At 70.8% G+C, this 12,937-nt stretch carries 12 protein-coding genes; 7 read left to right on the top strand and 5 right to left on the bottom strand.

What is annotated here, in order from left to right; translation table 11 throughout:
• Positions 1-3: 3 nt before the first annotated feature.
• A complete protein-coding gene (locus tag AB0I38_RS21210) occupies positions 4-1,077 on the bottom strand; it encodes a PLP-dependent cysteine synthase family protein (protein ID WP_358470423.1) in 1,074 nt (357 codons plus the stop codon).
• A gap of 228 nt (positions 1,078-1,305) precedes the next feature.
• Between AB0I38_RS21210 and AB0I38_RS21205 the strand changes: the two genes are divergently transcribed.
• Positions 1,306-1,899, top strand: coding sequence for a sigma-70 family RNA polymerase sigma factor (locus AB0I38_RS21205; protein WP_189123373.1), 594 nt, complete (start codon positions 1,306-1,308; stop codon positions 1,897-1,899).
• Here the strand turns inward: AB0I38_RS21205 and AB0I38_RS21200 are convergent.
• Together AB0I38_RS21200 and AB0I38_RS21195 are read right to left on the bottom strand one after the other, a co-directional pair.
• Positions 1,896-2,840, bottom strand: coding sequence for a sensor histidine kinase (locus AB0I38_RS21200; RefSeq protein ID WP_358470419.1), 945 nt, complete (start codon positions 2,838-2,840; stop codon positions 1,896-1,898). The two genes, AB0I38_RS21205 and AB0I38_RS21200, sit on opposite strands and share 4 nt — an antisense overlap.
• A 27-nt stretch (positions 2,841-2,867) precedes the next feature.
• Positions 2,868-3,701 carry a DMT family transporter gene (locus tag AB0I38_RS21195; RefSeq protein ID WP_358470416.1) on the bottom strand — a complete coding sequence of 278 codons (834 nt, stop codon included), beginning with the start codon at positions 3,699-3,701 and terminating at the stop codon, positions 2,868-2,870.
• A gap of 88 nt (positions 3,702-3,789) precedes the next feature.
• Between AB0I38_RS21195 and AB0I38_RS21190 the strand changes: the two genes are divergently transcribed.
• The 4 genes from AB0I38_RS21190 to AB0I38_RS21175 all read left to right on the top strand — a co-directional run bounded on the left by AB0I38_RS21190 (position 3,790) and on the right by AB0I38_RS21175 (position 7,468).
• Complete coding sequence (locus AB0I38_RS21190) at positions 3,790-4,365, top strand: helix-turn-helix domain-containing protein (RefSeq protein WP_358470413.1); 576 nt, start codon at positions 3,790-3,792, stop codon at positions 4,363-4,365.
• Between the two features lie 172 nt (positions 4,366-4,537).
• Positions 4,538-5,329 (top strand): polysaccharide deacetylase family protein, encoded by a 792-nt coding sequence (locus AB0I38_RS21185; RefSeq protein ID WP_358470411.1) that lies wholly within the window; start codon positions 4,538-4,540, stop codon positions 5,327-5,329.
• Positions 5,330-5,349: 20 nt separating this feature from the next.
• Positions 5,350-6,000, top strand: a complete 651-nt coding sequence (locus tag AB0I38_RS21180) for a DUF2461 domain-containing protein (RefSeq protein ID WP_358470408.1) — start codon at positions 5,350-5,352, stop codon at positions 5,998-6,000.
• A gap of 1 nt (position 6,001) precedes the next feature.
• Positions 6,002-7,468, top strand: coding sequence for a DUF2079 domain-containing protein (locus AB0I38_RS21175; RefSeq protein ID WP_358470405.1), 1,467 nt, complete (start codon positions 6,002-6,004; stop codon positions 7,466-7,468).
• Between the two features lie 60 nt (positions 7,469-7,528).
• On the opposite strand, the gene typA is transcribed toward AB0I38_RS21175, so the two are convergent.
• Positions 7,529-9,379, bottom strand: coding sequence for a translational GTPase TypA (gene typA / locus AB0I38_RS21170; protein ID WP_358470402.1), 1,851 nt, complete (start codon positions 9,377-9,379; stop codon positions 7,529-7,531).
• Positions 9,380-9,437: 58 nt separating this feature from the next.
• On the bottom strand, positions 9,438-9,593 hold the full coding sequence (locus AB0I38_RS21165; RefSeq protein ID WP_358470400.1) for a hypothetical protein: 156 nt from the start codon (positions 9,591-9,593) through the stop codon (positions 9,438-9,440).
• A 105-nt stretch (positions 9,594-9,698) separates the two neighbouring features.
• Between AB0I38_RS21165 and AB0I38_RS21160 the strand changes: the two genes are divergently transcribed.
• Positions 9,699-10,442 carry an AMP-binding protein gene (locus tag AB0I38_RS21160; RefSeq protein ID WP_358470397.1) on the top strand — a complete coding sequence of 248 codons (744 nt, stop codon included), beginning with the start codon at positions 9,699-9,701 and terminating at the stop codon, positions 10,440-10,442.
• A 53-nt stretch (positions 10,443-10,495) separates the two neighbouring features.
• On the top strand, positions 10,496-12,913 hold the full coding sequence (locus AB0I38_RS21155; RefSeq protein ID WP_358470394.1) for a LuxR C-terminal-related transcriptional regulator: 2,418 nt from the start codon (positions 10,496-10,498) through the stop codon (positions 12,911-12,913).
• Positions 12,914-12,937: the final 24 nt, after the last annotated feature.

The raw sequence follows: 12,937 nt of genomic DNA, 5'->3' as shown, positions 1-12,937 counted from the left end.
CGATCAGTCGGGCAGGAACGCCCGGAACTCGTCGAGGTGCGGGTGGATGTCGAGGCCCTGGGCGGCGAGCCAGCCGGGGTCGCAGTAGGTGCCCCGGTAGCGTTCGCCGCCGTCGCAGATGAGGGTGACGACGCTGCCTCGCTCGCCGGCCTCGCGCATCTCCTTGATCAGGTCCACGCAGGCGGCCACGTTGGTGCCGGTTGAGCCGCCGACGTCCCTGCCGGTCACCTCGCGCACCCAGTGCATGGCGGCGATCGACCGGGCGTCGGGCACGGCCACCATGCGGTCGATCACCGTGGGCTGGAAGGACGGCTCCACCCGGGGACGGCCGATGCCCTCGATCCGCGAGCCCGGCGCGGTGACCGAGGGGTCGCCCGACACCCAGCTCGGGTAGAAGGCCGAGCCCTCGGGATCGGCGACGGCCAGGCGGGTGTCGTGGCGGCGGTAGCGGATGTAGCGCCCGATCGTGGACGAGGTGCCCCCGGTGCCCGCCCCGACCACGATCCAGGTCGGCACCGGGTGCGGCTCCAGCGACATCTGCGCGTAGATCGACTCGGCGATGTTGTTGTTGCCGCGCCAGTCGGTGGCCCGCTCGGCGTAGGTGAACTGGTCCATGAAGTGGCCGCCCGTCTCGGCGGCCAGGCGGTGCGACTCGTCATAGATCGTGGTCGGGTCGTCGACCAGGTGACATTTGCCGCCGTAGAACTCGATCAGATGACACTTCTCCGGTGAGGTGGAGGCGGGCATCACCGCGATGAACGGCAGGCCGAGCAGGCGGGCGAAGTAGGCCTCGCTCACGGCCGTGGAGCCGCTGGACGCCTCGACGATCGTGGTCGAGGGGCCGATCCAGCCGTTCGCCAGGCCGTACAGGAAAAGAGATCGGGCAAGTCGGTGTTTCAGTGAACCGGTGGGGTGGACCGACTCGTCTTTCAAGTAGAGGTTTACCCCCCACCGCGGGGGCAGCGGGAAGACATGCAGGTGTGTGTCACAGCTCCGGTTGGCGTCGGCCTCCACCTTGCGGATGGCCTCCGCCACCCAGTGACGCGCCTCCACGTCATGACGGTCCACGAAATCCATGTCCATACGCTATCTCATGTGACTCCGCCCACTTTTTCTATGAAATTGGATGGATAGTGTTATGATAATGAGACTAGTCCGGCCGTGGACGTGATGACGCATGCCGCGAGCAATGGGACTTCTTTACCTCTCTGACCAGGCGCAACCGTTAACGCGGCCCTTACAGGGGTTTTGCGAAGATGGTTTCGCTGCCTGTGCCGAGACGGGGGACAGTGCAAGGGGGAATGAATGATCACGATGACCGATGAGCAGCGTCAGGACTGGTTCGAGCGCGACGTCGTGCCTGTGACGTCGCAGCTGTTCGCCTCCGCCATGCGCCTGACCCGCAACGCCGCCGACGCCGAGGACCTGGTCCAGGAGACGGTGGCCAAGGCGTACACCTCCTACCACCAGTTCCGCGAGGGCACCAACCTCAAGGCCTGGCTGCACCGCATCCTCACCAACAACTTCATCAACGACTACCGCAAGAAGCAGCGTTCACCGAAGCTCTCCGCCGCCGAGGACATCGAGGACTGGCAGCTGCACGCCGCCGAGTCGCACAGCTCGACCGGGCTCAGGTCCGCCGAGACCGAGGCGCTCGACCGGCTGCCCGACAACGTGGTGATGAACGCGCTGCGGGCGCTGCCCGAGGACTTCCGCGTGGCCGTCTACCTGGCCGACGTCGAGGGCTTCGCGTACAAGGAGATCGCCGAGCGCATGGGCACCCCCATCGGGACCGTCATGTCCCGGCTGCACCGCGGCCGTCGCCAGCTGCGCGACACGCTGGAGCCGTACGCCCGAGCCGAAGGCGCCGTACGCGTGCCGGCGCAGAGCGCTGCCTAGTCGCCGAGGCGCATGTGCAGGCGCACGCGGAGCGTTCCCCGCTCCGTCCGCAGCTCGACGAGATCACAGAGCTGACGACTGATCCAGAGCCCGTATCCCCGAGAGGATTCGGGCTCCGGTGGTATGTAGCCCGGTAACGGGTCGTCCAGAGCGCCACCCGGCTCGGCGATCTCGCAGACCAGCTCCCTCCCGTTCACCCACATCCTGACCAGGCCGTGCCCGGCGCCGTGCTCGACGCTGTTGGCGGCTATCTCCGAGACGCCGAGCACCAGCGAGGCGATGTCGCCCCGGGTCATCCCGGCCGCCCTGGCGTAGTCGGTGACCGCCTGGCGCAGGTCCTTCAGCTCGCGGGCGGTGAACCCCAGCGACTCCACCCGTCCGCTCGGGTCGGGCAGCGGCGCGAGGTCGCCGTTCAGCACCAGCTCGTGCGGCTCCACGAACCGCGCGTTGGCCACCTCCCCGCCGGTGCGCAGCGTGAGCGGGTGCGTGACGGGGCCGTGGGCGAACACCTCCTCCGGTGTCCGCCCCGGGTCGTACAGGCACAGGACGGTGGCCGCGGCGCCGCCCAGGGCCACGTTGAGCACCGACTCGTAGCGGATCCACTCGCGGATCTCCCGATCGGTCCGGCCCGCCCAGATGGGCTCCCCGATGATGAGGGTCCGCCGGCCCGACGCGTACTCGTGGTAGCGGGCCAGGGTCCGGTGCGGGTGGGCGTACCAGGAGCCGGAGAGCCGGGTGTCGATCCGGCCGGCGTCGGCTCCGAGCGCCTCGGACAGCAGCCCGAGCTTCGTCGCGCAGGTGACCGCGAGCACCCGCCTGCCGTCGGCCAGCGCGTCGCGCACGCGGGGCACGACCAGCCGGAGCAACGCCTCAGGCGAGTCGTACGGCACCACCAGGTGTCTCAACGACTCGCTGCCGGCCCGTGCCCGGTCGGGACGCACGGGCGAAACGTAGCAAGCGCTTGCCGCCTATGCAACGGCTATGAGCGCGACCGCCCCGAGCGCGCAGGCGACCCCCGTCAGCTGGATCGGGTGCAACCGCTCACCGAGCACCTGCCTGGCCAGCAGCAGCGTGCTCGCCGGGTAGAGCGAGACCAGCACCGCCACCAGGCTGAGCAGGCCCTCGGCCTTGGCCAGCAGGTAGAGGACGTTGGCCAGCATGTCGAGCACGCCGGCGGCGACGATGACGCGCAGCCCCCCGGCGGCCGGCTTCAGCGTGCGCCCGGCGACGACGGCCAGCAGCACCACCATGGTCACCGACGAGAGCCGGGCGCCGACCAGCGGCCACAGCCCGGCGTCGTCCGGGGCCAGCGCGAGCAGGATGAAGAAGCCGCCGAACCCGGCGCCCGCCGCCAGCGCGACCAGCACCGAGCCCGCGGAACCGCCCTTCGCGGCTGACGGGTCCTGGCTGACCAGCAGCACCGAACCGAGGGCGAGCACCACCCCGGTCAGCGCCAGGGGATGCGGCCGCTCGCCGCCGGCGAGCCCGAACAGCACCGGCAGCATGGCGGAGGTCACCGCCGTGGTGGGCGCCACCACCGACATCACCCCCGTGGCCAGCGCCCGGTAGAACAGCACGAGCCCGGCCGCGCCCGCCAGGCCGGCGGCCAGCCCCCAGAGCAGCGCCTTGGTGCTGAACAGGCCGGGCAGCAGCGGGAGCAGGGCCAGGATCAGCGCCAGGCCGGCCAGTTGCGACAGGGCCACGACCGCGAACACGCGGGAACGCCGAGTGGCGAGCCCGCCGAAGAAGTCGGCCGTGCCATAGACCACCGCGCAGGCGGTCGCCAGGATCACCGCAGTCACATCTCTCCCATCTGGTGCAGTGGAGTGCACTCTTAGTACAACACAAAAGGTGCAACACAGTGCAAGTCAGGTTCACTACACTGCACTCATGCAGGATCCGGAGACGATCACCCAGGCCATCGCCAGCAACGTCAGGGCGCAGCGCTCACACCGCGGCTTCACCCTCGACGCCCTGGCCGCGCGCTCGGGGGTGAGCAAAGGCATGCTCGTCCAGGTCGAGCAGGCCAGGACCAACCCCAGTGTCTCGACCCTCACCCGCATCGCCTCCGCGCTCGGCGTGACCGTGGCCCGGCTGGTCGAGGTCGCCGACGTGCCGGTGGTCAGGATCGTGGAGAAGGCCGACGTGGTCACCTTCGACCAGGGCGAGGTGCACGCCCGGGTGCTCGTCGGCGCCGACACCCCGACCATCCTGGAGCTGTGGGACTGGCGGTTCGGCCCCGGCGGGCACCACGACGGCGATCCGCACCCGCCCGGCACCCGGGAGATGCTCACCGTCCTCGCCGGTGAGCTCACCCTCACCGTGTACGGCAGGAGCCACCTGATCAGAACCGACGCCGCGGTGGTCTTCACCGCCGATCGGCCCCATCGCTACGCCAACAACGGGCCCGACGAACTCCGTCTCATCATGGTCGTCGCCGAGCCCCGGGAAGCGCCCGACCAGTGAAACATCGTCATCTAGGTACGGATCCGGTCGGATGTGTCCTAAGAGTGGCGCGTCGTTTTACCGCTCTGCAGGTCGATATCCCACCATGGTGGGAGGACCTGGCCAAGGAGTTGCGGGGGGATCTGGCACAGGACCGTCCATAGTCAGCCCCCCTGTGCCTTCAGGGGGAAGCGTGCACATATGGGGTCTGGCTCTGGCGGTGGTGGTGATGACGGTCACGGCCTGCGGCACGCGGCCCCAGACACGTCAGCAGGCGGCCCGTCCACCGGCGGTGGTCGACCCCCGCGTCCTGGCCAAGCGGCTGGCGCGGATGCAGCCCGACTGGCCCGCCCACCGCCCGGTCAACTGCCGGCGTGAGAAATGCGTCGCGCTCACCTTCGACGACGGGCCCGGCGAATACACCGGCAAGCTGCTCGACCTGCTGCGTGGCCGCAACGCCAAGGCCACCTTCTTCGTACTGGGCCAGATGGTGTCGGCCGACCCGCACAACCTCGCGCGCCGCATCGTCGACGAGGGTCACGAGATCGGCAACCACTCCTGGAGTCATCCGCCGCTGACGGCCCTCCCCGAGGAGCAGATCAGGGCCGAGCTCGTCCAGACCGACAACCTCGTGCGCAGGCTGACCGGGGTGCGGATGCGGATGATGCGGCCGCCGTACGGGGCCACGGACGCCAGGGTGGCCGCCGAGACCCGCCGCGAGGGGCTGGCGCAGATCCTGTGGAGCCTCGACACCCTCGACTGGCGTGACCGCGCCGCCTCGGTCGTGGCCCGGCGCGCGGGCGCCGCCAAACCCGGAGAGATCGTGCTCATGCACGACATCCACCGCACGACCATCGAGGCCGTGCCCCAGGTGCTCGACACGCTCGCCAAGAAGGGCTACCGGTTCGTCACCGTCTCGGAGTTGTACGGCACCACGCCGGTGCCCGGCCGGGAGTACACGGCTCGGTGGACGAAGCACGAGTGAGGCGTGGCACGCTTGTCCGCATGGGTTTCAGTGGCTTTCCCGACGAGGCCTTCGTCTTCTACGAGGGCCTTGAGGCCGACAACTCGAAGACGTACTTCACCCGTCACCGGCAGTTCTACGACGACGCGGTGCGCGCGCCCATGCTGGCCCTCACCGAGGAACTGGCGGAGGAGTTCGGCCAGGCCCAGCTGTTCCGCCCCTACCGCGACGTCCGCTACGCCAAGGACAAGTCGCCCTACAAGACCCACCAGGGGGCGTTCGTCGACCTGGTGCCCGGCATCGGGCTCTACGTCCAGATCTCCGCCGACGGCCTCTACACCGCGGGCGGGTGCTACACCCAGGCCCCCGACCAGGTCGCCCGCTACCGCGCGGCCGTGGACGACGACCTCACCGGCACGTCACTGGCCGCCCTGGTCGCCGGTCTCCAGGCGGCGGGCCACACCCTGGAGGGCGACCGCCTCAAGACGAAACCGCGTGGCTTCTCCGACGACCATCCGCGCATCGACCTGCTGCGCCACAGGTCCCTCCACGCCGGACACCGCTTCCCGCCCGAGCCCTGGATCCACACCGCTGAGGTGGCCGACCGGGTCCGCGAGACCTGGCACGCCTTCGAGCCGCTGGTGGAGTGGCTCGGCACCCACGTACGCGCCAGCGAGCTACCCCGGCGCTGAAGTGACGGCGAGCAGGCACGACACGGACGTCCGGCGGCAGGAGGGCGGCACCCGAGCCGGGATCGAGCGGCACCGGATCATCCTGGGGGTGATCACCGGCGTGGCCGCCCTGGCCTACTCCGCCCTGTCGCTGACCCGGTTCGCGGGCTTCCGGGCCGGGGCCTACGACCTCGTCATCTTCGACCAGGCGGTCCGCTCCTACTCCCGTTTCCAGCTCCCGGTCGCCATCGTCAAGGGTGTCCACAACGACTTCGGCCCCGGCTTCGCCGTCCTGGGCGACCACTGGTCGCCGATCCTCGCCCTGCTCGCGCCGCTCTACTGGATCTTCGACGGTCCCCAGACCCTGCTCGTGGCCCAGGCGGTGCTGATGGCCGCGGCGGCGGTGCCGCTGTGGGTCTTCACCAGGCGCGCCCTGGGCAGCCCGGCCCCGGCGCACCTGGTCGCGGTCGCCTACACCCTGTCGTGGCCGGTGGTCGAGACCGTCGCCTTCGACTTCCACGAGGCCGCCTTCGCGCCTTTGCTCACCGCCCTGCTCCTCGAACGGTGGCAGGCCGGACGGCGCGGCCACGTCGTGCTCGCCGCCCTCGCGCTGCTCTGCGTCAAGGAGGACATGGGCCTGCTGGTCGCGGGATTCGGGCTGGTCCTGCTCCTCCAGCGGGGCTGGCGGGTGCTGGGCGGGGCGTTCGTGGCCGGCGGGCTCGGGTTCGCCGCGCTGGCGTCCCAGGTGCTGATCCCGCTGTTCGGCGGGAGGTCCGACTACTACTGGGCGTACGGCGCGCTGGGCCCCGACCTGCCGGCCCTCGTCCGCACCGCGCTGACCGACCCGATCACGGTGATCGCCCAGCTCGGCACCCCGCCCGTCAAGCTCGTCACGCTGGCCCTGCTGCTCGGCCTCAGCCTGCTGGCCGTGCTCGGCTCGCCGTTGTTCGCGATGGCGGTGCCGCTGCTCGCCGAGCGGATGCTGGCCGGCTCGTTCCCCAACTGGTGGGTGGCCGAATACCACTACAACGCGTTCGTCGTGGTGGTCGTCTTCGCCGGCGGGGTGGACGCCGTGCGGCGGGTCCGGGGGAGGGTTCCCTGGCTCCCCCGGACGTGGGTGGCGGGCGTGCTCGCGTTCGCGGTCGCCACGGTGCCCTTCTTCTCGCTGGCCGCCCTCGCCGACCCGGACTCCTACCGTCTTGACGGGCGGGAGCGGGCGGCGGCGGCCGCGGTCGCCGTGGTGCCCGACGGCGTGCTGGTCGAGGCGGCCAACAACCTGGCGCCCGCCCTGTCCGGCAGGAGCACCGTGCTGCTCTGGGACCGCACCCCCCGCTGGGCGCCGTGGGTGGTGGCCGAGACGGGGCGCCGCACGTTCCCCTTCGCCGACCTGCCCGAGCAGCGAGAGCGGGTGCGCCTGCTGATCGCGAACGGCTATGAGGTGAGGTTCGACCGGGACGGCTACGTGGTCCTCACCTCGGCGCGGAGCTGACCTGGTCGTCGCCCGCGAGGATGCGTTCGACGGTCTGCCCGGCGGCCGAGGTGGCGGACGTCAGGTGCGCTTGGCCCGCGCCGCGCTCCGGCCGCGGGTGGCGGCGTTGAGCTCGACCTTGCGGATGCGTACGGCCTCAGGAGTGATCTCCACGCACTCGTCCTCGCGGATGAACTCCAGCGCCTGCTCCAGCGACAGCACGCGCGGCGGGATCACCTTCTCGGTCTCCTCGGAGGTCGAGGAGCGCATGTTGGTGAGCTTCTTCTCCTTGGTGATGTTGACGTCCATGTCGTCGGACCGGGAGTTTTCGCCGATGATCATGCCTTCGTAGACCTCGGTCGTCGGTGAGACGAACAGGGTGCCGCGCTCCTGCAGGTTGAGCATGGCGAAGGCGGTCACCGGACCCGAGCGGTCGGCCACCAGCGACCCGTTGTTGCGGGTGCGCAGCTCGCCGAACCACGGCTCGTAGGAATCGAACACGTGGTGCACCAGCCCGGTGCCGCGCGTCTCGGTGAGGAACTCGGTGCGGAACCCGATCAGGCCGCGCGCCGGCACCACGAACTCCATCCGGATCCAGCCGGTGCCGTGGTTGGTCATGTGCTCCATGCGGCCCTTGCGGACGGCCAGCAGCTGCGTGACCGCGCCCAGGTATTCCTCGGGGCAGTCGACCGTCAGGCGCTCGACCGGCTCGTGCACCTTGCCGTCGACGAGCTTGGTGACGACCTGCGGCTTGCCGACGGTCAGCTCGTAGCCCTCGCGGCGCATCTGCTCGACCAGGATGGCCAGCGCCAGCTCGCCACGGCCCTGCACCTCCCAGGTGTCGGGACGCTCGGTGGGCAGCACGCGCAGCGAGACGTTGCCGACGAGCTCCCTCTCCAGGCGGTCCTTGACCATGCGGGCGGTGACCTTGGTGCCCTTGGCCTTGCCGACCAGCGGCGAGGTGTTGGTGCCGATGGTCATCGAGATGGCCGGCTCGTCGACGGTGATCAGCGGCAGCGGTCGCGGGTCCTCGGGGTCTGCCAGCGTCTCGCCGATCATGATGTCGGGGATGCCGGCGATGGCGATGATGTCGCCCGGCCCGGCCTCCTCGGCGGGCTTGCGCTCCAGCGCCTCGGTCATCAGCAGCTCGGTGATCTTCACCTTCTGCACCGAGCCGTCGGTGCGGCACCAGGCCACCTGCTGGCCCTTGCGCAGCACGCCCTGATGGATCCGGCAGAGCGCGATGCGGCCGAGGTAGGACGAGGCGTCGAGGTTGGTGACGTGGGCCTGCAGCGGCGCGTTGGGGTCGTAGGTGGGCGCCGGGATCGTCGACTTGATGATCTCGAACAGCGGCTCGAGGTCCTCGGAGTCGGGCATGGTGCCGTCGTCAGGGCGGGCGAGCGCGGCCCGGCCTGCCTTGCCGGAGGCGTAGACGATCGGGAAGTCGATCTGCTCCTCCGTCGCGTCGAGGTCCATGAACAACTCGTAGACCTCGTCGACGACCTCCTTGATGCGGGCGTCGGGCCGGTCGACCTTGTTGATGCACAGGATGACCGGCATCTTCGCGCTCAGCGCCTTGCGCAGCACGAACCGGGTCTGCGGCAGCGGCCCCTCGGAGGCGTCGACCAGCAGCACGACACCGTCGACCATGGACAGGCCGCGCTCGACCTCTCCGCCGAAATCGGCGTGGCCGGGAGTGTCGATGATGTTGATGGTCATGCCGCCGTGCTCGACCGCGGTGTTCTTGGCGAGAATGGTGATGCCCTTCTCGCGCTCCAGGTCGTTGGAGTCCATGACGCGGTCGTCGACATCCTGGTTGGCGCGGAAGGCCCCGGACTGCCAGAGCATGGCGTCGACCAGCGTGGTCTTACCATGGTCGACGTGCGCGATGATCGCGATGTTCCGCAGGTCGTCGCGGCTGTTCAAAGGCATGATGAGTCTCGATCTGTTTGTCGTGGGGTCAGCCGCGCGATGTCGCGACCTTTCAAGTCTAGTTGATCCCCTCTGATGGCAGGAGCGGGACGAGGTGCCTGCGGGCATAGGCGCGAGCCTGCTCGTCGGTGGCGAGCGGTACGACGCTGTCCGGCGTGAGCACGAACGACAGCGCCACGCGGATGAGGCGACCGCCCGCGGACTCGTCCCGCATGGAGCAAGAGTAGGCCGCTTGTCCCGGTTGAGCGGGGCGAGGTACATACCGGGTTGCACAATTGTGTGCATGCCGGGGAAGGCCTGGGGTCCCTACATTGACGGCATGACCTGGACAGAGCTGGTGATGGGCGCGGCGCCGACCCGGGGCGACCAACCGGCGGTGACCGACGTCAGGACCGGCGAGATGCTGTCCCACGCGGCCTTCGCGCGGCGGGTCACGCACGTGGCGGCGGGGCTGCGCCGCCACGGGCTCCGCTACGGCGACCGCGTGCTCGTCGACCTGCCCCTCGGCGCCGGACTGGCGGTCGCCGTGCACTCCGTCGCCTGGTCCGGCGGCGTCGCCGTGCTGGGCTCCTCCGGCACCGCCCGGATGATGATCGCCCATCGCGGCTACGATGCCGACGCGGTCGACGTGCAGCACGTCTTCAGCATGGAGCCCGTCTCCGGGGCCAAGCCGTTCGGCGAGCTGATCGGCGAGCGCACCGTCGAGTTCGGGCCGCTGGCGGGCCCCGCCCTGAGCGTCGACGGCGAGCGGATCCTGCACCACGACGAGCTGGCCGGAGACCTGCGGAAGCTGGCCACGCGGCTGCTGGTCGGCCCCGACGACGTCGTCCTCGCGGCGGTGAGCGACGGCTTCAAGGGGCTGCGGGTGCTCGACCTGGCCATGATGGCGGGCGCGCACGTCGTGATCGCGCACGAGCCCAGCCTGATCGGCTGCCGGGTGCTGGCCCACGAGCGCGCCGCCACGCTCGTCGTCGCCCCGTACGAGCTGGCCAGACGCCTGCTCGGCGACCCCACGCTGCGCGTCGTCGACGAAAGGGCGGTCGTCAGCTCCCTGGACCTGTGAAAAGTGCGACACTGTGGGGAGAGTGTGATCCTTCCGCGACGCAGGGTGACCACATGCCTGACTCCCCCCGGCACAACCTCCCCGCCGAGCCCAACCGGTTCGTCGGACGCGAGCGTGACCTTGATGACCTGTGCCGGATGTTCGGCGACGCGCGGGTGGTCACTCTGTGCGGTGTCGGCGGCATCGGCAAGACCCGGCTGGCCCTGCGCGTCGCCGCCCGGCTGGTGCCCTCCTACTCCGGCGGTGTGTGGCTGGTCGAGCTGGCCAGGATCAACCGGCCCGAGCTGGTGGTGCGCGAGATCGCCAGGGTGCTGGGCGTGCCGGAGGAGCACACCCGGCCGCTGCTCGACACCGTGGCCGCGCGGCTGCGTGGCACGCACTGCCTGCTGCTGCTCGACAACTGCGAGCACCTCGTCGACAAATGTGCCGAGGTGAGCGCCGAGCTCGTCGCCTCGTGCCGGCGGCTGAGCATTCTGGCCACCAGCAGGGAGCCGCTGCGCATCGCCAGCGAGCTGGTCTGGCGGGTGCCGCCGCTCGACCTGCCCGAGCTCGACGCGCCCGACGCCGAGGCGGCGCTGCTCTTCCGCGACCGGGCGGCCGCCGCGGGCACCCGGCTGGGGCCCGAGAGCCAGGCCGACGTGGTGCGCCTGTGCCGGGCGCTCGACGGGCTGCCGCTCGCGCTGGAGCTGGCCGCCGCCCGCACCAGCCTGCTCAACCCCGGCGAGATCGCCGACCGGATCGACGACCGCTTCTCGCTGCTCACCACCGGCGAGCGCACCGCCCCGGCCAGGCAGCGCACCCTGCGGGCCGCCGTCGAGTGGAGCCACGACCTGCTGTCGGCCAAGGAGCAGGTGCTGCTGCGCAGGCTCTCGGTCTTCGCCGGATCCTTCGACCTCGACCTCGCCGAGCAGGTGTGCGCCGAGCGGCCCATCTCCGGGGCGGAGATCGTCGACCTGCTGGGCGGGCTGGTCGACAAGTCCCTGGTGTCGTGTGACGAATCTCGCAGGCGTTACCGCCTGCTGGAGACCATCAAGCGCTTCGGCGCCGAGCGGCTGGCGGCGGCGGGTGAGCGCGAGGCCGTCCGCGACCGTCACCTCCACGTGCTCTGTGAGCTGATGCAGCGGCACTTCACGGTCGAGCTGACCGAGCGGCGGCTGCCGTGGGCGCGGCGGCTGGCGGCCCTGACCGCGAGCCGGACGCTGCTCGACGACCAGCGGGCGGCGCTCGACTGGGCCATCGAGTCGGGCAACGCGTCGCCGGGCCTGCGACTGTGCTTCCGCAGCACGGGCCTGCTGCCGGTGAGCGGCCTGACGGAGATCGTCGGCTGGGTGGAGCGGTTGCTCGCCCTCGACCTGAGCCAGGTGTCCGTCCACCAGATCGCCCTGGCCAAGGCCTACCTCGCCTACGGCCTGGAGGCCCGCGACGAGCTGCCCCGATCGCTTGAGCTGGCCACCGAGAGCCTGCCGGGCCTCGCCGCCGACCGGTTCCGGGCCTGTGTCGTGCACAACCTGTTGGTCATGGTGCTGTTGCGCTTGGGGCGGGCCGAGGAGGCGCTGCATCACGCCGTGCGGTGCTTGGCCGTGGCCACGGCCGCCGGCGACCACTGGAACCAGGCGGCGGGGCTGGCCGGGCTCTCGGCCGTGGCCCTGGTGCGTGGCCGGTTGCGCGAGGCCCAGCGGCACGGCGAGGAGGCGCTGGAGCGGGCGCGCGAGCACGGCCACCGGTGGATCCTGGCCCGGGTGGCGACCCAGCTCGGCGCGGTCGCCGAGGCGCGTGGCGACCTGGTGACGGCCATGGGCCACTACGAGGCGGCCGTCACCTGGCTGCGGGAGCTCGGCACCGGAGTCGAGCTGGCCCGCTGCCTGGCGCGCGCCGGACGGGTCGCGGCCCTGCTGCACGAGTTCGCCACGGCCAGGGAGCGGCTGGCCGCGAGCCTGTCACTGAGCCGGTGCACCGGGCAGCGCCAGGGCGTGGCCCGCTGCCTTGTGGGGCTGTCGGTGCTCTCCGAGGCCGAGGGCGACCTGGAGGCGGCGGTGCTCGCGGCGGCCGCGGCGGCCACGCTCCGCGAGTCGATCGGCCAGCACTCCGCCACCACCCGCATCGAGGAGTTGCTCGCGCGTGCCCGGGCCAAGCTCGGCGAGGGCCGCACCTTCCTGCTCTGGTCGCGAGGCCGGACGATGAGCCCCGCTGACGCCGCCCAGCGCGTCCTCGACGGGGAGCGACCGGCGACCGCGGGCCGGGCGCCCCGGACCCGGCCCGCACCCGTCCCGCACTCGGTGCTGACCGCGCGCGAGCGGGAGATCGCCGGGCTGCTGACCCGGGGGCTGTCCAACCGGGCCATCGCCGAGGAGCTCGTGATCAGCCCGGCCACCGTGGCCAGGCACATCGCCAACATCATGGAGAAGCTCGGCTATACCTCGCGCGCGCAGATCGCGGTGTGGGCCGCCGAACATCCTGAGGCTTCTGCATAGCGAAGTGCATATTCCGCCCCATGT

Origin of the sequence: Nonomuraea cavernae, assembly GCF_040655715.1 — a bacterium.
Taxonomy (GTDB): Bacteria; Actinomycetota; Actinomycetes; order Streptosporangiales; family Streptosporangiaceae; genus Nonomuraea; species Nonomuraea cavernae_A.
Note: the sequence above shows the minus strand (reverse complement) of the source record. Positions and strands in the feature narration are given on the sequence as shown.

What these genes read in the sequence shown, in the direction of transcription:
- AB0I38_RS21165 (WP_358470400.1), bottom strand. Translation starts at nt 9,593, where the DNA reads ATGCGGGACGAGTCCGCGGGCGGTCGCCTCATCCGCGTGGCGCTGTCG.
- AB0I38_RS21190 (WP_358470413.1), top strand. Translation starts at nt 3,790, where the DNA reads ATGCAGGATCCGGAGACGATCACCCAGGCCATCGCCAGCAACGTCAGG.
- AB0I38_RS21160 (WP_358470397.1), top strand. Translation starts at nt 9,699, where the DNA reads ATGACCTGGACAGAGCTGGTGATGGGCGCGGCGCCGACCCGGGGCGAC.
- AB0I38_RS21210 (WP_358470423.1), bottom strand. Translation starts at nt 1,077, where the DNA reads ATGGATTTCGTGGACCGTCATGACGTGGAGGCGCGTCACTGGGTGGCG.
- typA (WP_358470402.1), bottom strand. Translation starts at nt 9,379, where the DNA reads ATGCCTTTGAACAGCCGCGACGACCTGCGGAACATCGCGATCATCGCG.
- AB0I38_RS21205 (WP_189123373.1), top strand. Translation starts at nt 1,306, where the DNA reads ATGATCACGATGACCGATGAGCAGCGTCAGGACTGGTTCGAGCGCGAC.
- AB0I38_RS21180 (WP_358470408.1), top strand. Translation starts at nt 5,350, where the DNA reads ATGGGTTTCAGTGGCTTTCCCGACGAGGCCTTCGTCTTCTACGAGGGC.
- AB0I38_RS21155 (WP_358470394.1), top strand. Translation starts at nt 10,496, where the DNA reads ATGCCTGACTCCCCCCGGCACAACCTCCCCGCCGAGCCCAACCGGTTC.